The organism is Pseudomonas sp. WS 5146, from assembly GCF_012985495.1.
Classification (GTDB): Bacteria; Pseudomonadota; Gammaproteobacteria; order Pseudomonadales; family Pseudomonadaceae; genus Aquipseudomonas; species Aquipseudomonas edaphica.
Window position 1 is genome coordinate 32,362 of sequence record NZ_JAAQWL010000001.1, and the last position, 22,735, is coordinate 55,096.

Annotated in this window: 24 protein-coding genes; 8 read left to right on the forward strand and 16 right to left on the reverse strand. The window is 59.4% G+C overall.

The genetic code is table 11. From position 1 onward, the window contains the following. Nucleotides 1-52: 52 nt before the first annotated feature. Both HBO41_RS00145 and HBO41_RS00150 read left to right on the forward strand, forming a co-directional pair. The gene (locus HBO41_RS00145; RefSeq protein WP_169984725.1) at nt 53-1,294 is read left to right on the forward strand and encodes an acyl-CoA dehydrogenase family protein; all 1,242 of its coding nucleotides are present in this window, start codon (nt 53-55) and stop codon (nt 1,292-1,294) included. Nucleotides 1,295-1,915: 621 nt separating this feature from the next. Then, nucleotides 1,916-2,239, forward strand: a complete 324-nt coding sequence (locus HBO41_RS00150; RefSeq protein ID WP_138451181.1) for a DUF6124 family protein — start codon at nt 1,916-1,918, stop codon at nt 2,237-2,239. Nucleotides 2,240-2,403: 164 nt separating this feature from the next. Here the strand turns inward: HBO41_RS00150 and msrA are convergent, their stop codons facing one another. From msrA to HBO41_RS00165, 3 genes are all read right to left on the reverse strand, one after another. Further along, entirely contained in the window at nt 2,404-2,910 is a 507-nt protein-coding gene (msrA, locus tag HBO41_RS00155) for a peptide-methionine (S)-S-oxide reductase MsrA (RefSeq protein WP_169984727.1), read from the reverse strand. Between the two features lie 109 nt (nt 2,911-3,019). Beyond that, nucleotides 3,020-4,354: a hypothetical protein gene (locus tag HBO41_RS00160; protein WP_169984729.1), complete on the reverse strand. Its 1,335-nt coding sequence runs from the start codon at nt 4,352-4,354 to the stop codon at nt 3,020-3,022. 94 nt (nt 4,355-4,448) lie between these two features. Beyond that, on the reverse strand, nt 4,449-4,946 hold the full coding sequence (locus HBO41_RS00165) for a hypothetical protein (RefSeq protein ID WP_169984731.1): 498 nt from the start codon (nt 4,944-4,946) through the stop codon (nt 4,449-4,451). Nucleotides 4,947-5,201: 255 nt separating this feature from the next. On the opposite strand from HBO41_RS00165, the gene HBO41_RS00170 reads away from it, so the two are divergent. Continuing rightward, nucleotides 5,202-6,263: an alpha/beta fold hydrolase gene (locus tag HBO41_RS00170; protein WP_169984733.1), complete on the forward strand. Its 1,062-nt coding sequence runs from the start codon at nt 5,202-5,204 to the stop codon at nt 6,261-6,263. 132 nt (nt 6,264-6,395) lie between these two features. Here HBO41_RS00170 and cynS read toward each other — a convergent pair whose 3' ends face one another. Continuing rightward, nucleotides 6,396-6,866: a cyanase gene (gene cynS, locus HBO41_RS00175; RefSeq protein ID WP_169984735.1), complete on the reverse strand. Its 471-nt coding sequence runs from the start codon at nt 6,864-6,866 to the stop codon at nt 6,396-6,398. Nucleotides 6,867-6,897: 31 nt separating this feature from the next. Further along, a complete protein-coding gene (locus HBO41_RS00180) occupies nt 6,898-7,539 on the reverse strand; it encodes a carbonic anhydrase (RefSeq protein WP_017136973.1) in 642 nt (213 codons plus the stop codon). A 111-nt stretch (nt 7,540-7,650) separates the two neighbouring features. Between HBO41_RS00180 and cynR the strand changes: the two genes are divergently transcribed. After that, nucleotides 7,651-8,544: a transcriptional regulator CynR gene (gene cynR, locus HBO41_RS00185; RefSeq protein WP_169985250.1), complete on the forward strand. Its 894-nt coding sequence runs from the start codon at nt 7,651-7,653 to the stop codon at nt 8,542-8,544. A 116-nt stretch (nt 8,545-8,660) separates the two neighbouring features. Here the strand turns inward: cynR and HBO41_RS00190 are convergent, their stop codons facing one another. Then, the gene (locus tag HBO41_RS00190; RefSeq protein ID WP_205894401.1) at nt 8,661-9,284 is read right to left on the reverse strand and encodes a metalloregulator ArsR/SmtB family transcription factor; all 624 of its coding nucleotides are present in this window, start codon (nt 9,282-9,284) and stop codon (nt 8,661-8,663) included. Between the two features lie 95 nt (nt 9,285-9,379). Here HBO41_RS00190 and HBO41_RS00195 point away from each other — a divergent pair, with 95 nt between their 5' ends. Next, the gene (locus HBO41_RS00195) at nt 9,380-10,807 is read left to right on the forward strand and encodes an MFS transporter (protein WP_169984739.1); all 1,428 of its coding nucleotides are present in this window, start codon (nt 9,380-9,382) and stop codon (nt 10,805-10,807) included. A gap of 7 nt (nt 10,808-10,814) precedes the next feature. Here the strand turns inward: HBO41_RS00195 and HBO41_RS00200 are convergent, their stop codons facing one another. Then, the gene (locus HBO41_RS00200) at nt 10,815-12,047 is read right to left on the reverse strand and encodes an NADH:flavin oxidoreductase/NADH oxidase family protein (protein WP_169984741.1); all 1,233 of its coding nucleotides are present in this window, start codon (nt 12,045-12,047) and stop codon (nt 10,815-10,817) included. Between the two features lie 72 nt (nt 12,048-12,119). Continuing rightward, nucleotides 12,120-12,542, reverse strand: a complete 423-nt coding sequence (locus HBO41_RS00205; RefSeq protein WP_017136978.1) for a MerR family transcriptional regulator — start codon at nt 12,540-12,542, stop codon at nt 12,120-12,122. 159 nt (nt 12,543-12,701) lie between these two features. Between HBO41_RS00205 and HBO41_RS00210 the strand changes: the two genes are divergently transcribed. Further along, the gene (locus HBO41_RS00210; RefSeq protein ID WP_017136979.1) at nt 12,702-13,532 is read left to right on the forward strand and encodes an alpha/beta fold hydrolase; all 831 of its coding nucleotides are present in this window, start codon (nt 12,702-12,704) and stop codon (nt 13,530-13,532) included. A gap of 705 nt (nt 13,533-14,237) precedes the next feature. Here the strand turns inward: HBO41_RS00210 and HBO41_RS00215 are convergent. The 3 genes from HBO41_RS00215 to HBO41_RS00225 are packed head-to-tail and all read right to left on the reverse strand — an operon-like array spanning nt 14,238 to nt 16,852. Further along, nucleotides 14,238-14,753 (reverse strand): flavin reductase family protein, encoded by a 516-nt coding sequence (locus HBO41_RS00215; RefSeq protein ID WP_017136981.1) that lies wholly within the window; start codon nt 14,751-14,753, stop codon nt 14,238-14,240. Nucleotides 14,754-14,804: 51 nt separating this feature from the next. Next, nucleotides 14,805-15,839 carry a methionine synthase gene (locus HBO41_RS00220; protein WP_169984743.1) on the reverse strand — a complete coding sequence of 345 codons (1,035 nt, stop codon included), beginning with the start codon at nt 15,837-15,839 and terminating at the stop codon, nt 14,805-14,807. A gap of 29 nt (nt 15,840-15,868) precedes the next feature. Beyond that, complete coding sequence (locus HBO41_RS00225) at nt 15,869-16,852, reverse strand: DUF1852 domain-containing protein (protein ID WP_169984745.1); 984 nt, start codon at nt 16,850-16,852, stop codon at nt 15,869-15,871. Between the two features lie 299 nt (nt 16,853-17,151). On the opposite strand from HBO41_RS00225, the gene HBO41_RS00230 reads away from it, so the two are divergent. Beyond that, nucleotides 17,152-18,528, forward strand: coding sequence for a PLP-dependent aminotransferase family protein (locus HBO41_RS00230; protein WP_169984747.1), 1,377 nt, complete (start codon nt 17,152-17,154; stop codon nt 18,526-18,528). Here HBO41_RS00230 and panB read toward each other — a convergent pair. Beyond that, complete coding sequence (gene panB, locus HBO41_RS00235; RefSeq protein WP_017136985.1) at nt 18,516-19,331, reverse strand: 3-methyl-2-oxobutanoate hydroxymethyltransferase; 816 nt, start codon at nt 19,329-19,331, stop codon at nt 18,516-18,518. The genes HBO41_RS00230 and panB overlap by 13 nt on opposite strands. Nucleotides 19,332-19,471: 140 nt before the next feature. Here panB and HBO41_RS00240 point away from each other — a divergent pair, with 140 nt between their 5' ends. Continuing rightward, entirely contained in the window at nt 19,472-19,639 is a 168-nt protein-coding gene (locus HBO41_RS00240; RefSeq protein ID WP_017136986.1) for a DUF2986 domain-containing protein, read from the forward strand. On the opposite strand, the gene HBO41_RS00245 is transcribed toward HBO41_RS00240, so the two are convergent. From HBO41_RS00245 to HBO41_RS00260, 4 genes are all read right to left on the reverse strand, one after another. Next, nucleotides 19,610-20,593 carry a GlxA family transcriptional regulator gene (locus HBO41_RS00245; protein WP_017136987.1) on the reverse strand — a complete coding sequence of 328 codons (984 nt, stop codon included), beginning with the start codon at nt 20,591-20,593 and terminating at the stop codon, nt 19,610-19,612. The two genes, HBO41_RS00240 and HBO41_RS00245, sit on opposite strands and share 30 nt — an antisense overlap. A gap of 4 nt (nt 20,594-20,597) precedes the next feature. Further along, nucleotides 20,598-21,140 carry a cysteine hydrolase family protein gene (locus HBO41_RS00250; protein ID WP_099548952.1) on the reverse strand — a complete coding sequence of 181 codons (543 nt, stop codon included), beginning with the start codon at nt 21,138-21,140 and terminating at the stop codon, nt 20,598-20,600. 157 nt (nt 21,141-21,297) lie between these two features. After that, nucleotides 21,298-21,723 (reverse strand): VOC family protein, encoded by a 426-nt coding sequence (locus HBO41_RS00255; protein WP_169984749.1) that lies wholly within the window; start codon nt 21,721-21,723, stop codon nt 21,298-21,300. A 111-nt stretch (nt 21,724-21,834) separates the two neighbouring features. Further along, entirely contained in the window at nt 21,835-22,710 is an 876-nt protein-coding gene (locus HBO41_RS00260) for a LysR family transcriptional regulator (RefSeq protein ID WP_169984752.1), read from the reverse strand. Nucleotides 22,711-22,735 lie beyond the last annotated feature (25 nt).

Genomic DNA, 22,735 nt, shown 5'->3' on the forward strand with positions numbered 1-22,735 from the left:
CCACCAGACCACTGGACCCCGCGCCTGAAACCCTTTCTGCAAGGTCCATTGCATGTCGACTCCCGTATTGAATATCTGGGGCACTGCGCCCTCCGCCCGTTACGAACAACTGGCCGCTCCGTTTCGCCCGCTGTTTGCGCAGATCCTGGCACACGCTGCCGAGGCGGATCAGACACGCACCAGCCTGTCGACAGTGATCCAACAGCTCAACGCTCTGGGTTTGCCACGCTGGCGATTGCCAGTCAGTTACGGCGGGCAAGGCGCGACCTTCGCTGAACTGCTTGCGCTGCTGACAGAGCTTTCCGCCGCCGACTCCAACATCACCCAGGCACTGCGTGGGCATTTTGGCTTTTGCGAAGACGTGCTATGCGCCAAAGACCGCGACTGGCGCGCCCAATGGCTCGACCGCCTCGGCCAAGGCGCCCTGCTTTCCCCAGGCAGCACCGAAGTCGGCAACCAGGCCCGTGGCGATTTCGGCACCCGCCTGCACCGCCACACCGATGGCACACTGCGCATCAGCGGCAAAAAGTTCTACACCACCGGCGCGCTCTACAGTGACCTGATCAACACCGTGGCCACCGGCGAAGACGGTGTGGTGTACAGCCTGGTGGTCGACCTCAAGGCGCCCGGTGTGCAGATCATCGACGACTGGAATGGCTTCGGCCAACGCCTCACCGCCAGCGGCACCTGCCTCTTCGACAACGCACCGGTGGTGGATGACGATGTGCGCCCCACCACCCAACGCTTCGCCTATGGCCAGTCGTTCTACCAGATCTACCACCTTGCCACCCTGGCCGGCATCGCCCGCCGCGCCGCACTCAGCGGCGCCGCCGAACTCAGCCAGCGCGCCCGCACCTTCACCACCGGCAACGCCGACACCGCAGCCCAGGATGTGCAATTGCTGCAAGTGATTGGCGAAGTCGCCAGCCAAGCCTACGCCGCACAGGCCATCACCCAGCACGCGGCGCAGCGCCTGGATCAGACGGCGCAGTATGTGATTGCGCGAGACCGGCCGCTGCAGGATGACGACTCGCAGGTTGCGTTGGCGGAATTGGAGGTGTGCCTGGCGGTCAATCCCGTGGTGGATGCAACACTGGCGGCGACCACCGGGTTGTTCGATGCATTGGGCGCCAGCGCCACGGCCAGCAACAAGGCGCTGGACCGGTTGTGGCGCAATGCGCGCACGTTGGCGAACCATAACCCGCGGGTGTACAAGTCGCGGATCGTCGGTAATTACCTGGTGAATGGGTTGCTGCCGCCCGCGCAGTGGCGAGTGGGCGTAGCCAAAGCCTAATCAACCACCCAACACAGCACCCGCATGATCGTTCCCACGCTCCGCGTGGGAATGCATCCCGTGACGCTCCGCGTCACATTGCGCAGGCCTTAAAATAGGCGTCGGCGGCTGGACGCGGAGCGTCTGAGGCGGCATTCCCACGCGGAGCATGGGAACGATCAACCCTGTGGGAGCGGGCTTGCCCGCGATGGAGGAGGATCAGTTAACTAATTTATTAACTGACACACCGTAATCGCAGGCAAGCCAGCTCCCACATTTTGTTTGGCGTAAGGCTCATGTCCTACAACGAAGCCTGAAACAGGAAAGTCCGAAGCCACAGCGCCTTGCTCCATTGCCTACGCTTGCGTCAGAATCCGCCGGCTTGTGCGCTGTGGTGGGCGTCTCTAAGGTTGCTCGGTCGCTGACAACTCAGTGATCGGGTTTAGTAGCCCTGGGGTCAATTACACTTGGTGCATGAGCTTCATCTATCAGACGTTCCTGTCTGTGCCTGATGGTGGCTGTGCGTAGGGCGCCTTCGGGCGCGCCGGCTTTGTGTAATTCCCCGGTCTACTAACCTGCGTACAGCTGCCACCCTCTTTGTGTAGTAGCGAAAGGGTGTCGGCTCCATTCAGGAATTACATGATGTTTAAAATAACGCCGAACCCTCCCAGCGAACCGGACCTGAAACTCAATCAGGCCGCGCATCGCGCAATTGATCACTACCTCAATCCAAAAGCCGACCCGGCATTGTCACCACCTTCGCTGTTCAACGTCGCGGCCGATGCCAGCAACGAAACCCTGATCACCAACAGCTACGAAACCTTTTCCTCGGTCACCGCCTTACTGCTCGACCTGTCAGAAGACTTGACCGGAAAACAGCGCGACGTGGCCCTGGCGATTCACCAGTTGAGTGAGTTGGGGGTGTTATTGATGGACAGGCTGCTGGAGCGCGAGGCCGCCGGCTAACGCTGAAGATCGCTGAGCACCAGGCAACACAAGGCTAATGTGGGAGCGGGCTTGCCCGCGATGGCGGAGGATCAGTTAACTCATTTATTGACTGACACACCGTAATCGCAGGCAAGCCAGCTCCCACATTCTGGATTGGCGCAGGGTTCACGTCATGCGAACTCTCAAGCCCGCTTCGGCAATTTCCAGTTCGGCCGAATAAAGTGGCAGGTATACCCATTCGGTATCCGCTCCAGATAATCCTGATGCTCAGGCTCCGCTTCCCAGAACGGCCCTGCCGGCTCTATTTCAGTGACCACTCGACCAGGCCACAGCTTCGACGCATCCACGTCGGCCGCCGTATCTTCGGCAATATCGCGCTGCTGCTCACTCAAGTAATAAATCGCCGACCGATAGCTTGGCCCAGTGTCATTGCCCTGGCGGTTAGGCGTGCTCGGGTCATGGATCTGGAAAAAAAACTCCAGTATCTGCCGATAACTGATCACCGCCGGGTCAAACACAATCTCGATGGCTTCGGCATGGTCGCCGTGGTTGCGATACGTGGCATTCGGCACATCGCCGCCGGTGTAGCCGACGCGCGTTTGCAGCACGCCAGGGTAGCGCCGCAACAGGTCTTGCATGCCCCAGAAGCAGCCGCCGGCAAGGATGGCGGTTTCGGTTGAGTTGGTCATGGTCTGCGCCCTCAGTGGATACGAGGGTAGTTATGGGGCTGGGTTGGCCAATACCAAGGTTAGGCGTCGATTAGTTGCCTCAAAGATTGCGAAATCTCCCGCAGCCCAATCAAGGCCGGTAATTTTGAATCAACTTGAATAGGCTGCTCAGCCAGATCGGGCGCGCATCAGGCTGATCACGATTGCCGGAGAGGGCTTCCAGAATGAAGCTGTTCGGCCTTTGACCGGCAGGTGTATCTGCGATGGAACCGCTCGGTTGCTGGACAACCGCAGTGGGATCGGCCCAGCGGGCTCTACCCGTCTGCGGGTCCAACGAATAGCCGGCAGCCCTGCCTTTTTCGGTAACGCTCCAGACACCATTGTCATTGATAACCAGAGGCTCGAAAGGTGGAAGCTTTTTGTCCTTGTGCACGGTGATCACAATATTGTCGTTGATATCAATCGATGTGTATTGAGCGAATTCATTGCCAAGCGAAGATTGTGTCGCCGCTTCATTGGAGAACTTGATCACCATCTGTTCAAGGAAGGCCATGCCACCATGATGAATAAGTGCGCCCTGCCCGGGATCAAGGAAATGGCGTAGAAAACCTTGGTCAAGACGCGTGCTGTTGATTGCAGTACCGTTCAAGATACGTGACGCGATGGCAGCATCCTTTTCCTTGAAGTTGACCGTGATCATATAGCCTTCTGAGTTGTACCCCTTTCCGTTATTGACGTTGCTAATCGTGCGACCATTGTCGTGTTCACGATAGTGGGCGAGCCAACGAGCCACATTATCAACATAGTCCAGATCAGCACCCTCCGAATCCGCATAAGCGTACATCTGGGACAGTATGTCGCGATCGTCGCGGGTGAGATATTCGTTGCGGTGCCGGTCGTTACGGTTAGTCTTAGGGTCGGCTACCTCGGGTTCTGAACCGTTGAACAGACGGGAGATCATAAGGTCGCGCCTGCTGTCGGGTGCAGGGGCGGAAGACGATGCCCGCGCATTCAGAACAGTCAAGCTATTGGCTTCTTCCCAAGCCGCGCGCCGCTCGTTGAGAGTGAAAGGACCGCCCTCGTCGAGAGCAATAAGCCTCAATTGATCGAGAGAAAGGCCTTTGAATGGGTTGCTGTCAGATCCGTTTAGGAAGTCGGTTGCCTGCTTGGCACGACTGATTAATTCCAGTGAGTCTGTCTTTGGAACTTCGGCGTCGTGCTGAGCCTTGCCCATGAAATAGCCGTCACCCGAAATCGAATCGAGATGCCCGGCCCCTCGGGTTTCAGCGCGTGCTGCCGCTTCACTTAATTGACGGGAAAGGATCGAGACATTGCTCTCACTCGCGGCGCCTGTAAAAGCGCCGGCGGCGTCGTTAGGCAAGACGGGTAATTGGCTATGAGCAGTGACGGGGTTGTCAGCCAACCGGTGGTTAAGCAACGATGTGTAAGGCGCGATATTGATCATGACTTGACCCCACATAAAACAAGCAGTGCTTGCTTTCATAGATGCAGAAGGGAGCCCTGCGACAGGATTGGTCGCAAGGCAACCCAGCCTCTCGTTAGTAGCTATAACGGTAAGTAACTGAATCGTTGCCAGCAGCATTAGCAACGGGTACGCCGGCCCCTTCAACATTATGTCTAATGGTGACACCGGCACCATTACCAAAAGGTAAGTCATTAAAATCAAGCACTACGCCCGATGAATTCGGACTAATCGCTCGGCAATTTTCTTTAACGCTGTTATAGGGGCGAAAGTAACAAAACTCAACCGACTCTCCCACAGTATCTGGATAGTAAGTAGTCGTCCATTCGATCCCCATCAACTTTTTGGGCAGCGCTGCAGTACCGGAAGGAAAGTCGACATTGAGAAGATTGAAAAAGGCGAGTCCAAATCCGCCATTCGACAACACGACAATGGCGGCGGGCTTACTACTTTTATTGATTACACTTTCTTGTGCGTAAGTAACACCCATCGCCAGCAACATCACAAAAATCAATATGCCTGACAACGCTCTACGCAAACCAACACCATACGAAACCGCAAGTAACCTTTTCATCGTTATCACCCTAGAGTTAATAATCAAGTACTCAGCCTGCCGTCGGTACACTCTTTTCCCGCAGTAGGATTCACGCCTCCAACACTGCACGAATAATCAACCGGGGTAAGCCAGCCACTTCCTAAAAACACTAAGGACCGCTCTGTCATACTTAAAAGTAGGAGTGTGTCAGTTACTTCCTAGTCCCGCCTGCCCTCTACTCAAACGGGGTTTTTCCCGTCATGATGCGCCACCTCATCAAGGACGATAAAAACAATGAAAACCGCTCTACGCGCGCTGTTCCTGCTCTGCCTGGCCGCCCCCGCTTTCTCCGACGAAAGCTCGGTCGGTTTCAAAACCACCACCCTGCACGATGCGCACAACAATCGCCCACTGGAGCTGGTGGTGTGGTACCCCGCTACCACCTCAGCCAAACCCACGCTGATCGCCGACAACGCGGTCTTCATCGGCGCCCTCGCCGTGCCCGACGCGCCGCCGGCTGCGGGCGAGCATCCGCTGGTGGTGCTGTCCCACGGTCACGGCGGCAACTGGGGCAATCAGGTGTGGCTGGCCAGTGCATTGGCGCACAAAGGTTACATCGTCGCGGCGGTCAACCACCCCGGCACCACCACCAAGGACCGCAACCCGCAAGCCGCCGCACAGCTATGGCAACGCCCGGCCGACCTGAGCCGCGCTATCGACGCCGTGCTGGCTCAACCGCAACAGTTTGGCGCGGTGGCGAACCAACACATTACTGCTGTCGGCCATTCCCTCGGCGGCTGGACCGTACTGGAAATCGCCGGCGCGCGCTTCGATCCTGACCTGTTCACCCGCGACTGCGCCGCCCACCCGAAGCTGGGCGGTTGCATCGGCTACCATGAGATGAACCCCGCCGCGACACCCGACGGCAAAGCGCGTCTGGCTGCGGACTTGAGCGACAAACGCGTCACCGCCATCGTGTCTCTGGACCTGGGCCTGTCACGCGGCATGACCGACGCCAGCCTGGCGGCATTCAAGGTGCCTGCGCTGGTTATCGCAGGTGGCGTGCCAACCGAGGATATGGACCCCAACCTGGAATCCGCCAACCTGGTCAAGCGCCTGCCAAAAGCTACGACGCAGTACGTGGAAATCAGCGACGCCACGCACTTCAGCTTTATGTCGATCTGCAAACCGGGCGCAATCGCGTTGATTGAGGAACGCTCGCCGGGCGATGGCATGATTTGCCGCGATGGCGAGGGTGGGCGGCCACGGGCGGTGATTCAGCAGCAGGTGGTGGGGTTGATTACCGGGTTTCTGGAGCGGATGGCCCCTAATGAAAAGCCAGGTCTGCACCCATAAAAAGCGCACCGTATACGATGCGCGAATGGATCAAACCCGGTAAATGCACCGCGTAGCAGGATTCAAGGCAGCGCAAATAATGTGGCTGCTACAGCCCGAACGCCTTGCAGCGCCGGGCCGTTACTCAGCTGATCAGAACGGTTTGGTCGGCAGGTACTTGCCATCCAGGGTGATCACGGCGCGGGAGCCACCGTCCGGGTCTTCAACCTTTTTGACGTCCAGCTTGAAGTTGATCGCGCTGATGATGCCGTCGCCAAACTTCTCGTGGACCAGCGCCTTGAGCGTGGTGCCATAGACCTGGATCATTTCGTAGAAGCGGTAGATGGTCGGGTCGGTCGGCACGCCGTTGCCGATGCTGCCGCGCACCGGGATGGTTTGCAGCAGGAGCACGGCATCCGCATCCAGGCCCAGGGTGTCGGCAACGGCTTGAGCGGCACTGGCCGGCAGTGGGTGCTGGCCGAGCAAGGCGGCGGTAACAAAGGCTTCGTGCAGGCCGGTGCCTGCGGCGATCTGCGCGAACGACAGGTCTTTGCGGGCTTTAGCCAAGAGGATGACGTCGGTCAGGGCAAGGCGAGTGGTCTGGCTGATTTGCGACTGGATCATGGGGTTATCTCCGTGGGTAAAAAGGAAGGTGTTAGTAGGAAACGGCACGCGCAGTCGGGTTGTCGGCAAGGGCGACGAACTGGCCGGTGCGGCCATCGAAGGCCTGAATGCACCCACTTTCGATGTCGTAGACCCAGCCGTGCAGCGTCACGCGTTTTTCTTCGAGGGCCAGGCGCACTGAAGGGTGCGTCTGGATATTGGCCAATTGCGCGATGACGTTTTCGCGCACCATGGAGGCGACTTTGGCGTGCTGGTCGACATGCTGGCGGGCCTCGTTGACCACCCGGCCGGAGTCAGCGTAGCGCAACCAGCCGGCCACGGCGGGCATGTGGTCCAGGCATTTGCAGGTGGCGATGGCGGTCATGGCGCCGCAATCGGAATGCCCGCAAATCACGATGTCGCTGACTTGCAGGGCGGCGACGGCGTACTCCACCGAGGCCGACACACCGCCCGGCTCGGGGCCGTAGGACGGCACGATATTGCCGGCGTTGCGGATCACGAACAGGTCGCCCGGCTCGCGCTGCGTGACCAACTCTGGCACCAGGCGGCTGTCGGAGCAGGAGATGAACAGCGCCCGCGGGCTCTGCTGGTTGGCCAGGTCTTTGAACAGGCCGGCACGCTCGGGGAAGGCGTTACGTTGAAACTTCAGGAAACCGTCGATGATGTCTTGCATGGGTGACTCCTTTGGTTCGCGATGCGATGAAGCAAAGGTTACGCAGCCACTTAAATAAGGTAAAAGTCTCATATATGATCAAGATCATCAGATAATCTTATGAGTACAAGCATGCTGGCGCGCCATATCCATTACTTCCTTGCTGTCGCCGAGCATCAGGGCTTTACCAAGGCAGCGACGGCCCTGCATGTCTCGCAGCCGGCGCTGTCGCAGCAAGTGCGGCAGTTGGAAGAAAACCTCGGCGCGCAGTTGTTTGACCGCTCAGGGCGCAAGACCCGTCTGACCGATGCCGGTGAGGTGTACCTGCGCTATGCGCTACGGGCAGCGCAGGAACTGCAGGAAGGCCAGCGTGCAATCCATGACGTGGGTGATTTGAGCCGTGGAACGCTGAGGATTGCAGTCACGCCCACCTTCACCACTTACCTCGTAGGGCCGCTGGTGGAAACCTTTCACCGCCGCTATCCGAACATCACGCTGAACGTGCGCGAGGTCGCCCAGGAGCAGATGGAGAACCAGTTGCTGGCTGACGAGCTGGATGTGGGCATTGCCTTTGATCAAGTGCACGCGCCCGACATCGACAGCTATCCCCTGCTGGTGGAAACCCTGGCGTTGGTGGTCGGCAACCAACACCCGCTGGCAGGCGAGGCAGCCATCGGGTTGCAGGCGCTGAACGGCGAATCGCTGATCTTGCTCAGCAAGGCGTTCGCCACCCGCGAGCAGATCGACCACTACTGCAACCAGCATGGCATCCGCCCGCGCGTGGTGATGGAGGCCAATGTGATCGGCGCACTGATCGAGGTGGTGCGCCGGACCACGCTGTCGACGCTATTGCCGGCCGCGATTGCACGGGCGCATCCCGAGTTGGTCGCGATTGAACTGGGGCCGCAGCGGCTGCAGCGCACAGCGGTGTTGATGCAGCGCAAAGGGGTGTACCAGAGTGCGGCGGCGCGGGCGTTTATCGAGGTGGCCAAGGAGGTGGCGGTCGCACTGGGAGAAGGGAGCTGACGTGCCGAATCGTCGCACCGCTGCGGTGCTACAGGCTGAACGGGCTGTTGTGGCGAGCGGGCTTGCCCCGCGTTTATCGCAGGCAAGCCAGCTCCCACATTTAATCGGCGGCGCGTTCAGTGAATCCGATAAGCACACCGCCGCGCGCCCAACTGAATATGCTCCACGCGCTCGACCTTGGCCTGTAGCACCTGCTCGAACACCTGCAATTCTGCGCGGCAAAACCCTTGGCACGCGGTCGCCGCTGCGCAGATCGGGCAGTGGTTCTCCACCAGGATCAGGGCGCCGTCCGGCTGCTCGCTGCATTGGGCCATATAACCTTCACGTGTGCGCAGTGCCGCAAGCTTTTCGACCCGCGCTTTAAGGCCGCTGACGCCTTGCATCTCACGTTCATACAACGCCAGGGTCTGGCGCTCGCGCACGTCAATCAAACGCTCAATAGCCTCTTCACCAAAGGTCTCGCGCACGGTCTGCAACAGTTGCACGGTGAGTTCGGAATGGGTATCGGGAAAGCGCGCGTGCCCCGTCGCCGTGAGCTGCCAGACCTGGGTCGGGCGCCCTACCCCGCGTACCTCGGAGCGGGCCTCGACCAACCCACTGGCAGCCAGCTTCACCAACTGCTGGCGTGCCGCTTCACCGGTGGTGCCGAGGAACTCACCGGCATCACTGGCCAATTGTGGCCCACGGGTCTTGAGCAGGTGCAGCAAACGCTCCGCCGGCGACACCGGCGAATATTCCAAGTCATCTCTTGACAAAATAAACAGCCTCGTCGCAATATTCAAAGCAATTGCTTGGCAAACTAACCCAAGCCGGACAGCGGCACAAGGAATCGTCGATGCACACCCAAGACAGCAGCTGGAGCGAGTTGCTCCGGGGCAAGAACGCCCCACGTTCTATCGCCCTTTCCGGCGGCATCGCGTTGTATGCCACCAACACTTATATCGCCACGACCATTCTGCCGTCGGTGGTCGCCGAAATCGGCGGGCTGGCGCTGTATGCGTGGAGCACCACGCTGTATGTGGTGGCTTCGATCCTCGGCTCCGCCCTCACTTCCAAGCTGCTGCAACGCACCGGGCCGCGGCTGGCGTATACCGTCGCCACGTTGATCTTTATGGTCGGTGTGCTGATCTGCGCCTTGGCGCCGAGCATGCCGGTGATGCTGGTCGGGCGCTTGATACAGGGGTTGGGCGGCGGCATGTTGCTGGCCTTGTGTTACTCGATGATCCAACTGGTGTTTGAGGAGCGCCTGTGGCCGCGAGCAATGGCGCTGGTGTCAGGCATGTGGGGCGTGGCTACCTTGGTCGGCCCGGCGGTCGGTGGCGTGTTCGCCGAGATGGATGCCTGGCGTTTCGCCTTCGGCGCCATGGTGCCGATAAGCCTTGCCTATATGGTCCTCACCCACCGCGCGCTACCGCCACGCGACGCCACGGCGAGCACGCCGACCCGCTTGCCGGTGCCACAACTGGTGCTGTTGGCTGCCGCCGTGCTGGCCGTGTGCGCAGGCAGCGTTTCGGCGCTGCCGAGCTGGAACCTGCTGGGCATCGCAGTGTGCGCCGTGCTGGTCTATGCACTGGTCCGCCACGAATCCACCGCGACCATACGGCTGCTGCCCAAGGACGCACTGAAGTTCGACGCCCCGCTGTGCGCGCTGTATGCAACCACTTGCCTGCTGGTGATCGGCATGAGCAGCGAGATTTTCATGCCGTATTTTCTGCAACACCTGCATGGTCAATCACCGCTGGTTGCCGGGTACATGGCGGCGCTGATGGCGGCCGGCTGGACCGTGTCGGAAATCCTCAGTTCCAGCTGGAGCGGCCGCAGCGCACAGCGCGCCATCCTCGCGGGGCCGCTGTTTATCGTGGCCGGGCTGGTGCTGCTAGCCGTCACCACGCCAGTGGAAAGCCTGGGTGAATGGGCGCGGCTGGCGCCGATCTGCCTCGGGCTGTTCCTGGTCGGTTTCGGCATCGGCCTGGGCTGGCCGCACCTGCTGACGCGCATCCTGCAAGTGGCGTCGGAGCAGGACAAGGACACGGCCGCCGCGTCGATCACCACCTTGCAGCTGTTCGCCATGGCCCTGGGCGCGGCATTGGCGGGAGTGATTTCCAACGTGGCGGGTATCAACGACGCCACCGGCAATGCCGGCATCGCCAACGCGGCACAGTGGTTGTTTGCCCTGTTTACCCTGGCGCCGGTGCTGGCCTGGGTGATGGCGCGGCGCGCGACGCGGGTGAAGGTTGCGGCGGCGCAACTGACCCCGTCCTGACCACCGCCTACGCGCTACGCTTGGCGATCCAGCGGCGATACTGCCGCGTGCGCAAAGCGTTGGCCAGTTGCTGCTCGATCAATGCGCGTAACGGTGATACGCCGGGATCAGGCTGCTTGCGCTGGCTGAGTTTGCGCAGCTGGAACTTGACCAGCGCCATATTGGCCAAGGAGGCGAAGGCTTTGTTTTTCCAAGTGATCGGCGGCAGTTCGGACGCTGTGTCTTTGCCTTCAAGCCACGCACGCGGCAGTTGCGGATCAATCGCCAACGCGGTGCCGATGCCCACCATGTCCACGCCGCTGTGCACCACGCTTTCAGCCACCGGGCGTCGACGGATACCGCCGGTGACCATCACCGGCATCTTGGCGACCGTCTGGATGTCGTGGGCAAACTCAACAAAATAAGCCTCACGCGCCAGGGTTCGGCCGTCACGCGCGTCCCCCTGCATGGCGGGCGCTTCGTAACTGCCACCGGACAATTCCACCAGGTCCACGCCCAAGTCGTTGAGCCACTCAACCACCTGCTTGGCGTCATCGGCGGTGAACCCGCCGCGCTGGAAATCCGCGGAGTTGAGTTTGACCGCCACCGCGAATTCCCTGCTAACCACCGCCCGTACCGCCTTGACGATATCGAGCAACAGCCGCGCGCGGTTTTCCAGGGAGCCGCCCCACGCGTCTGTGCGTTGATTGCTCAACGGTGAGAGAAACTGACTCAACAAATAACCATGCGCCGCATGAATTTCCACGCCAGTAAAACCGGCTTGTTCGCCCAGGCGAGCGGTGCGCGCAAACCGCTGGATAACCTCGGCAATCACCTCGGCGGTCATCGCCTGGGGTCGGCTGAAGTGTTTGGATAACGTGCCCAGGTCCATGGCAACCGCCGAGGGTGCCCAGGTCTGTTGCCCCAGATTGGCCTGCATCTGGCGCCCGGGATGATTGATCTGCAACCAGAATTGCGCGCCACCTGCGCGCCCCACTTGCGCCCAGCGCTTGAACTTGGCCAGTTGCTGATCATCCTGCAACACCACGCCACCGGGGCCGGTCATGGCGCGGCCGTCAACCATCACGTTGCCGGTGATGATCAGGCCGGCACCGCCATCGGCCCAGGCCTGGTAGAGACGCAGCAAATCGGCGGAAGGCGCCTGGTCGGCGTCTGCCATGTTCTCTTCCATGGCGGCTTTGGCGATGCGGTTGTTGATGGTCGAACCGTTGGGTAATAACAGGGGATCGAACAGATTCATGGAGCAGTCCTCAGTTGGCGTGGGACCACCATAAGATTAAAGCCAACTTTAAGGTCAATGGCTTTTTTCAGGTCAGTGCACGGCTTTCTCGCGCTCATCCTGCAGGCGGTTGAGCAACAACTGCGCATTGTCCGCACACGCCACGCCCTCAGGCTTGCCTTCGATGCCGTCAATCACCCGCAGCAACTGGGCCTTATTCTGCGCCAGGCGTTGCTGCAACACCTCGATTTCCTCGACCTTGCGCTTGAGCCCTCCGAGCAACGCCTCATGCTGCCAGCCGCCAGCGTTCATCGGCAGCAATTGGCGGATTTCTTCCAGGGAAAACCCTGCCGCCTGTGCGCCCGTGATCAGTTGCAACATCCCCGCTGCCTCCGGCGCATAGTCCCGATAACCGTTGGCCTTGCGCGTGACCGACTTGATCAGGCCGCTCGCTTCGTAGAAACGGATGCGCGATGGCGCCAAGCCGCTGAGTTTCGCCAGTTCGCCTATTCTCATGTTCCACTCCGCGCGCACATTGACCTTGAGGCGGACTGTAAACCTCAAGTGATCAGGCAGCCAAGCGTGGCCGCCCATCGGTTGAGCCGCACTTTGTTCAACCGGTCACGATCAACACGTTGCTGTTGATGGCCGATCAATCACTTTGGAGAGATGAACATGGGGTATGTCACTACGCAGGACGGCGTTGAGATCTTTTACAAAGACTGGGGCCCACGCGATGCCCCGGTGGTCTTCTTCCACCACGGCTGGCCACTGAGCGCCGATGACTGGGATGCGCAGATGCTGTTCTTCCTGGCTAACGGTTACCGCGTCGTCGCCCACGACCGCCGCGGCCATGGCCGCTCCAGCCAGGTCTGGGACGGCCACGACATGGACCACTACGCCGACGACGTCGCCGCCGTGGTCAACCACCTTGGTGTACAGGGCGCCGCCCATGTGGGCCACTCCACCGGCGGTGGCGAAGTCATTCACTACATTGCCCGCCACGGCGAAGACCGCGTATCCAAAGCCGCCATCATCAGCGCCGTGCCACCGTTGATGCTGCAAACACCGAGCAATCCAGGCGGCTTGCCCAAGTCGGTGTTCGACGACATGCAGGCGCAGCTCAAAGCCAACCGTGCGCAGTTCTATCGCGACGTACCATCGGGGCCTTTTTATGGCTACAACCGGCCGGGTGCCAAACCGTCGGAAGGCGTGATCCAGAACTGGTGGCGACAAGGCATGATGGGTTGCGCAATCGCCCACTACGACGGGATTGTGGCGTTTTCGCAAACGGACTTTACTGAGGCTTTGCGGCGCATCACGATCCCCGTGCTGGTGATGCACGGCGATGATGACCAGATTGTGCCGTATGAAGATTCCGGGCCGTTGTCGGCAAAACTGTTGAAGAATGGCACGTTGAAGACCTATGCAGGGTTTCCCCATGGGATGCCGACGACGAATGCGGATGTCATCAACGCGGATTTGCTTGAGTTTTTACGAAGCTAAGTCACTCGTTGCTGCGGCGCCGCACAGAGAAGTAGTGGGCGTCGTCGCGCCCGGTTAGATGGTATTTTGCTTGAGTGGATTGATCGGTTGAACACACCGGTGTTCACTCAACGCTACCCAGCCGACCAACGAACCGAGCAAAAAAACAATGAAACACCCCTCACTCGGGAGACAATTCAAAAGAATAGCGGCGTTGATATTAGTGCTTCTCGTCCTTGGGGCATGGATGTTTTACATGGGCTGGGCCTCTCGGGTTGCCAGGCAAACCATCTTGATGGCATGGATTCCTGAATGGACGACCTATGTGGTATTCGGCGTTGTGACAGGCCTCTATTGTGCGTTCAGGCCCGAACGCAATCGCCCGCCCAACAGCACTAATATGTCTTCGACTAACAAGTTTTTAGGGGGCTTCAGCCTTGGATTCGTTTTCCTCCTGAATAGTTATGCCGTGTGCGTCTACATGCTGCCTGGCGAAGTAATCCACTATAAATCCGTCTATGAAATCAGGTTTCCGGGACCGGCTTATGGGAAATATAGTCGTTGCGAGGCGGGCTTATGGATCAAGGATCTACACACTGAGCGCGATATCGAACTGTGCACAACCCGATCAGAACTTGACGATCAAATAAAACGCGGTATGACCGTTGCCTGGGTGACAGCGCGTACGAACACGCTAGGCACTTACATTATTAACCACACCTTTACCTACCCGTGAACCACGCCCTGTGCGGCGATGTTGCAATACTGCCCCTTGAAATACAGCAAGGGCTTCGCCGCAGCCGCTGCTCGCAGACTTAACGCCTTTACTTCACCAATCACGATCAGGTGGTCACCGGCGGCGTGTTCGGCGTGAATTTCGCAATCCAGCCAGTGCAGGCTGCCGGCAATGATCGGATTACCCAAAGGCGAGTGCTGCCATTGCACGCCGTGCCATTTGTCTGTGCCGCGGCGGGCGAATTGGTTGGAAATCCCGGCCTGCTCACCCGACAGGATATTGACCACGAATCGACCGGCCTGGCGAATCTTGGGGTAGCTGGCCGAATTGGACATTACGCTGAATGACACCAGCGGTGGGCTCATCGACACGCTGTAGAACGACTGACACGTGAAGCCGACCGGCTCGTCATCCAGGTGCGAGGTAATCACCGTAATACCGGATGCGTAGTGCCCAAGCGCTTCGCGAAAGCTCAGCGGCTCGACCGTCGTAGTGGGAAATGACATGGTAAATCCTGAACAGGGAGTGCAACTTGGTACACCCCTTCCGATGGTGGCTCAGCGCGCGTTGAGAAGCTCTCTTCGAACGATCTCTGCGCCTGCACTCAACGCATTCAACTTGCCCCTTGCCACGCGGCGAGGCAAGGGCGCCATGCCACAGTTGGTGCACGGATAAAGCTTGTCGGCATCAACAAACTGAAGGGCTTTACGCAGGGTATCGGCCACTTCCTCGGGCGTTTCAATGGCGCGGTTTGCCACATCAATCGCTCCAACCATCACTTTTTTGCCACGAATGAGTTCAATCAGGTCCATGGGGACATGGGAATTATGACATTCCAGCGAAATGATATCGATACTGGACTTCTGTAGCTTGGGAAAGGCTTCTTCATATTGCCGCCACTCCGACCCCAGGGTCTTTTTCCAGTCGGTGTTGGCCTTGATGCCATAGCCATAACAGATATGCACCGCCGTTTCGCATTTAAGGCCTTCAATGGCCCGTTCCAGGGTGGCGACGCCCCAGTCATTCACCTCGTCAAAGAACACGTTAAAGGCCGGTTCATCAAACTGAATAATGTCGACGCCCGCCGCTTCCAGTTCCCGGGCTTCTTCGTTGAGGATCTTGGCGAATTCCCACGCGAGTTTTTCACGGCTTTTATAGTGGTTGTCATACAGCGTATCGATCATGGTCATGGGGCCTGGCAGCGCCCATTTGATCGGCTGGTTGGTTTGCTGGCGCAAGAACCTGGCGTCTTCGACAAACACCGGCTTTTGGCGCGCAACGGCGCCTACGACCGTCGGCACGCTCGCGTCATAGCGATCACGAATCCTGACGGTTTCACGCTTCTCGAAATCAACACCGCTCAGGTGTTCAATAAACGTGGTGACAAAGTGTTGGCGGGTTTGCTCGCCATCACTGACGATATCAATCCCGGCGTCTTGCTGCTCTTGCAATGCCAAGCGCAAGGCATCTTGCTTGCCTTCAATTAATTCGTCACCTTGCAACTTCCAGGGTGACCACAGCGTCTCGGGCTCAGCAAGCCAGGCCGGTTTTGGCAAGCTGCCAGCTGTAGAAGTGGGTAATAACTTTTTCATGACAGGCACAACCTTGTAAGTTTGATGAGTCAAGCGGCGTATTGCGCGGACCACTGTTCAAGCACAGCGTGATAGGGCTTGATGAAATTTTCCTCAACAAACCTGCCCTGCTCAATCGCCAGCCGACCACGTTCTTCTCGATCATAAACAATGCGTGTTAATGAATAATCCTGATGCTTCAAACTGGGTTGGTAGCGTTTTCCGGCGACAGAATTGGCATTGTAAATTTCAGGCCGGTAAATCTTTTGAAAGGTGTCCATCGTGCTAATGGTGCTGATAAGTTCAAGCGTCGTGTAATCACTCAGCACGTCACCGAAAAAATAAAATGCCAAGGGTGCAACACTGTTGGGCGGCATAAAATAGCGCACCTTCAAGCCCATCTTCTTGAAGTACTCATCGGTCAGCGAATACTCATCCTGCTGGTATTCAACGCCCAATACCGGGTGCTGGTTTTCAGTTCGCTGATAGGTCTTGGTATTCGAAACGCTCAAGCAGATGACAGGCAACTTCTTAAAGTGCTGCCTGTACGCCGCTGAATTCACAAAGCACTTGAACAGCTTGCCATGCAAGTCGCCAAAATTATCGGGCGTGCTGAATTCAGCCTGGCCTCTGTTGTGGCCCAACAACACCACGCTAAAGTCATAGTCGCGTACATACGAAGAAAAATTATTGCCGACGATGCCCTCAAGGCGCTCATTGGTTTTGCGGTCCACAATCGTCGTTTTCAACACTTCAATCAGCGGAATGGCCTGCCCATTGCCTTCAACACCGATCTGCATTTGAGCCGAAACAATCTCGAGTTCGAGCGCATACCGATCACCGCCAGCGTTATCCCAATGCGCCAAGGCATTGAAGCGGTTATTAATCATCGTCAAGGTATTGCGCAGGTTTTCCTGACGACGCTCGCCCCTGGCCAAATTAGCAAAGTTAGTGGTGGTGCGCGTGTTTTCGGAGGGGCGATAGTGCTCGTCAAAACAAACACTCTTAATCGTAAATTCAAACGCGTTATCCATGACCACCTGACACCTTAAAAGTTGAGACAGACTTGAGTTCACTGCTTGCCTTTTAGCAACACGCCGACGTTTGACTCAAGTCTTTACAGTTTCAATAATTAAGGTGGAGTGTAGGCTGGCTATAGAGCAAGAGATAATGAAACGATTTCACTAAACCTTTAGCCCTGTTCATGATGGGTTGCCTCAAACCCAATGGGCCGAGCCATGGGCTGTTCAGCCCGAGACGCGCGCAAATAAGATCGCCTTGAGTGATACTGCCAGGCTCTCTTCCCACTCTGTTTTGCGCAGCTCAAAGGACCATGGATAAACCCAAAGACGCCGGTTTTGCCTATCAGACGGTCTACCGTTACCTCGTCGAGTTGATCGACGCCAGCCCGTCGTCAGGCGAACGCAAACTGCCGTCCCTGCGCCAATTGGCCGAGCGCCTTGGCGTATCGGTGTCGACCACCAAGTACGCCTACGCCTTGCTTGAGGATGAAGGGCGGATCTACGCGCGGCCCAAACAGGGTTATTTCACGAGGGCCATGCCTGCACGGGTAACAACTGAAACCAACCTGCTCGACCAGGTGTTTGCCAATGCCCGCCAGCCGGGAATGCTTGCCTTGAGCAGCGATGCACCGGCCATGCTGTTGTCGCTGGAAAACCCGCTGCTGATGCTTGAGCGTGAACTGACTCGCCAGCACCCACGCTCTCTCGCGCCGCTTTACTTACCCTTCGGTGAGCCCGAGTTGCGTGCCGCGTTGGCCGAGCACTACACCCAATCCGCCGACCGCTACTGGCAGGCCGACCAGGTGTATATCGGCGCGGACTTGCACAGCGTGCTGGATGCGGCACTCAATGCCCTGGACCTGTGCGGCACCGTGGCGCTGGTGGAGTCACCGTGTTCGTGGGCGATCCTGCGTCAGTTGCAAGCGGCGAAGATTCGCGTGATCGAAATGCCGCTCGATGCCCACGGGCGTTTCGACCTGGCGGCGCTGGAAGGCGTGCTGATGCGTGAGCCGATTCGCCTGGCGGTGCTGTCGTCGACGGTGAATATCCCCCAGGGCGGGGTGATGCCGGCACAGGACAAGCAGCAGATCTGCGGCTGGCTGGCGGCGCGGGATATCTGGCTGTTCGAAAACGACACTTACGGCGAGTTGTATTTCGAAGCGCAGCCGCCGCGTTATCGCGACTTCGCCGACCTGCAGAAGCTGCTGGTGTTTTCGACCTTCGATAAAGTCATCGGCTCGGAAGCGCCGTATGGCTATGTGGTGTGCCACGGGCACGCGCCGCAATTGCAGCGGGTGTTTCTGGAGCGTGGGTTTCGCCTGTCACCGATCCGGCAAAAGGCGATCGCCAAGCTGCTCACCTCCAAGCGTATCGACGCGCATTTAAAAGCGCTGCGGGCGCTGCTGCTGGAGCGCATGACCGGCATGAAAGCCTTGCTGGAGGAACATTGGCAGGTGATCGCGCCCCAAGGCGGCGCCAGCTTCTGGCTGCAAGCACCGCATGCGGTGGATATGCGTCAGGTATTTGAGCGCCTGCTGGCCCAACGCATCGTCATCGCCCCTGGCGAGCTGTTCAGCCAGCATGGCGCCTGGCCGCAACACCTGCGCCTGACCTACACCCTCGACTGGAGCAAGGATATCGCCCAGGCCGTGAAGCGATTGGCCGAGGCGATCGATCAAAGCCCGTAGCAATGCCGCGCTTCAGGGAAACGGCCATGGCGCACATCGTCGGCAAACCGCTCGCAGGCATCGCGAATCACCGCGCCTACATCTGCGTACTGTTTGACGAAGCGCGGCAGGTGTTCGCCGCCCAGGCCCAACAGGTCTTCGGTCACCAACACTTGGCCATCGCAGGCCGGTGAAGCGCCAATGCCGATGGTGGGCATCTTTGAATCCAGGGTGATCTGCCGCGCGACGCCTTCGGCCACACCTTCGAGCAACAGGCTGAAGGCGCCCGCCTCCAGATTGGCACGGGCATCTGCGGCAATCACTGCGCCGGTTTCGGCCGTGAGCCCTTGGGCCTTGAACCCACCCATCACGTTGACGAACTGCGGCATCAGCCCCACATGGGCCATCACCGGAATGCCGCGCGCCACCAGAAACTCGACGGTGCCCGCCAACGCCACGTTGGCCTCCAGCTTCAGCGCATCGCAACCAGTGCGCGCCAGCACTTGGGCGCAGTTGCGAAACGCTTGCTCGTTGGATTCCTGATAACTGCCAAAGGGCATGTCGGCAATGACGCAGGCCAGGCGCGTGCTGTCGACCACGGCGCGGGTGTGGCCGATGATTTCTTCCAGCTGCATGCTCAAGGTCGAGGCCCGGCCGTAGCCGACCATCGCCGTGGAATCACCCACCAGAATGAAGTCGACCAGCGGGTCGATCAGCTTGGCGATGGCGCTGGAGTACGCGGTGAGGGAGACGATTTTCTGCTGGCCCTTCATGGCGACCAGTTGCGGGACGGTGAGGCGTTTGGTGCGGGTGTGGAGGCTCATCGGTGTTTTCCGTTTGTGCTGAATTCACGGCCCGATTATTGGTAAAACCCCAGGGTGTTCAATGCACAGATTGACGCTAAAAAGCGACCCAGGTTTTTAACCTGATATCATCCGGGCCTTCACCCATCAGGCACCGACACATGAACCGCCAGAAAAAACTCAAGCAGCTCTTCAAGGCTAAAGCCAAGAAGGCCAGCGCCAAACTGGCGCCGAAAAGCAAAGACAAGTACATCAGCAAGGCAGACCGCGCCAAACTCGAAGCCGAGGCCGATCAAGCCTCAACCAGCGGCGCCGACACGCCCGCTTGAAGGCGTCCCCACCTCATATTTGCTCCAGATACGCCGCAGGTGCCGGGCTGACCCAAAGCCTGCGCGCTCGGCGACGGTTTCCATGTCCAGGCTCGACGCCATGAGCAGTTCACGGGCCACGGTGATACGCAGCGTGTGCAGGTAATCCAGCGGGCTGATGCCAACGTGTTCGTGGAACAGCCGCGCCAGGTGTCGGCTGCTGGTGCACGCCAGTTCGGCCATGCGTGTGACGGTCCAGGCTTCACAGGGCGCCGCGGTGATGGCGTCCTGCACACGGTGCACGGCCGGGTGCAGGTGGTTGCGACCGGTGATCCAGGCTGAGAGCTGCGGGTCGGCGCCGCTGCGACGCATGTACACCACCATGTCGCGCGCCACACTGCAGGCCAGGCGTGGCCCGGCCAACTCGGCGAGCAGGTGCAGCATCAGGTCGATGCCCGCCGTGACACCGGCGCTGCAACTGACCGGGCCGTCCGTGACATACAGCCGGTTTTCCAGCACGCGGGCCTTGGGCGCCAGGGCCTGCAATGCCTCGCACAGCGCGTGGTGGGTGGTGCACTGGCGGCCATCGAGCAACCCCGCGCGGGCGGCACTTAATGCGCCGGCGCACACGCAAACCAGCCGCTGGCCCGACGCTGCAAACACGCTTTGCAGCCATTGGGTCAAGGTGTCGCTGGCCGACTCGAACGCCTGCTGCTGCGCCTTGCTCACCTTTGACGTGGAGCCGACCAACACCACCAGCGTGCCGGGCGCCAGGCTTGGCGGCAGGGGCGCCAAGCCGGCCAGCGGCAAGCCAATCGAGGTTTGCAGGGACGGCACCGGGCTGACGTACTGCAAGTCGAAGTCGAGAGCCGCAGGGTCCTCGCTCTGCGCGGCCAGGCGCAGCACCTCGGCGGGGCCGGCCAAGTCCAGCATCAGCACATTGGGCAACAGCACGAACAGCACCGGCACGCTCACGGGTTCAACGCTCCAGCGCCTGGGCGACGGTGACGATGCGCGCAAAGCGCTCTTCCAGCACCAGTTCGGTACGCTCACGAATCTCGGCGGCGCTGTATTCGCGGCCACTGCGTGCGTGGGCCATCGGGAAGGTCAGGGTCGCCTCGCTGACAAAATCCACTGCAAAACCGCTGTCCGACGCCTGCCGGGTGGTGGTTTCGCAGCACTGTTCGGTGCGGATGCCACTGATGATCAGCGCGCTCACGCCCATCTCCGTAAGCCGTGCAGCCAAAGGCGTGCCGGCGAAGGCGCTGTGAAAGCGCTTGTGGATGATCAGGTCGGGGTTGATCGACAACTCACTCAAGGTTTTGACATTGCCCGATGCCATCGAAAAGTGCCCTTGGTCTTCAACATGGAAGACTTGTATCACCGGGATGCCCTGTTGAACACACCCATCGATCAGCGCTTGCTGTTTTTCCAGGAACAACGGCAGGTCATTTTCGGACCAGTAAGCAGAATGACGGAACGAATGCTGCACATCGATAACGATAAGGGCTTTGCGGCTCATGACGGGTCCTTGTGGCTTGCATCACAGTGGTTGATGCAGCCATGGTAAGCACCCGCGCCGATGAGCGACAGGCAGGTGCCGGACCACTTGAGGACCGATTCAGACATACCGGCTCAGCGGCGCAAATCACCCTGGGACGTTTGCGCACGGTGAGCAATTACTTAGCGAACAGCTGGCTCATGTCCTTGAACGCCTTAAACTCCAGGGCGTTGCCGCACGGGTCGAACAGGAACATGGTGGCCTGCTCGCCTACCTCACCCTTGAAGCGGATGTAGGGTTCGATCACAAACTCGGTCTCCCGCGCGCGCAGCCGATCGGCCAAGGCTTCCCACTGGTCCCACTGCAGGATGATGCCGAAATGCGGCACCGGCACAGCGTGGCCGTCCACCGGATTGGAGTGCACCGATTCCTGGGATTGCGTCTTGGGGTGCTCGTGAATCACCAGTTGGTGGCCGTAGAAATCGAAGTCGACCCATTGCGCACTGGAGCGACCTTCCGAAAGGCCAAACACATCGCCGTAGAAGTGACGCGCGGCGGCCAGGTCGTAGACGGGAATCGCTAGGTGAAAGGGAGAAAGGCTCACGGTGGCTACCTGCAGGTTCTGTTTGGTTAGAACCCGATTCTTCACCAGAAAGCCCCACGGATAAAGCGGATATCCTTCGCCCTGAGCCTCAATAATTTCGATGCTCGCGCCCTACTTCGGCGCATCCAGCACTTCGATGACGCACGCCCTGAATAATTCGAAGAGCGGCAATTGGCGCTGGGTGTACTTGGTCAGCAGCACGATTTCACGGTAGAACGTGAGCTTGTCCAATCGCAAAACCCGCACGTCACTGCCGTGTTCCAGCCACAGGCCGGCCAGGGGCACCAGCGACACGCCGAGGCCGCTGCGTACCATCTTGACGATGGCGTCCAGCTCGTCGAGTTCCAGCGCTTGCCGGGTCTGGATCTTGTGTTCCTTGAGAAACTGCGTGACCTGGCGCCCGCCGAACGAGCCACGGTCATACCGCACGAAGGGTTGCTCGCGCAGGATCTGCAGCGGGTCGTCGCCCTGCACGTCCTTGGCGGTAATCAGCACAAAGGGTTCGCGGGCGATCACTTCGATATTCAGGTCTTTGGGCAGGTTGAACGGCGGGTGGATCATGATCGCCAGGTCCAGCTCACCGGCATCCACCTGGCTGAGCAGGTTGAGCGAAACGCCGGGCACCAGGCTGACCTCGATAAACGGCGCGCGGCGTTTAAGCGCGACCAGCGCCTGGGGCAGGAGGCCGGTTTGCACACTGCCGATGGCGCCGATGCGCAGCGAGCCGTGAAAGTTGTTGGCGCTGTCGGGCGCGCCCATGCGCGAGAAAATATCGAGGATCTCCTCCGCCAGCGGCACCGCGCGCTGCCCGGCCGCATTGAGCGTGGCGGAGCGACCGGTGCGGTCGAACAGCTTGACGCCCAGGGCGTCCTCGAGGTGTTTGATCTGCGCACTCACCGCCGATTGCGTCAGCCCCACCTGCTGCCCGGCGGCGGCAAAGGTGCCACGGCGGGCAGCGCTTACGAAGGTTCTCAGTTCTCTGATCATGGGCCTGCCTTGTAGGTCGTTGGGC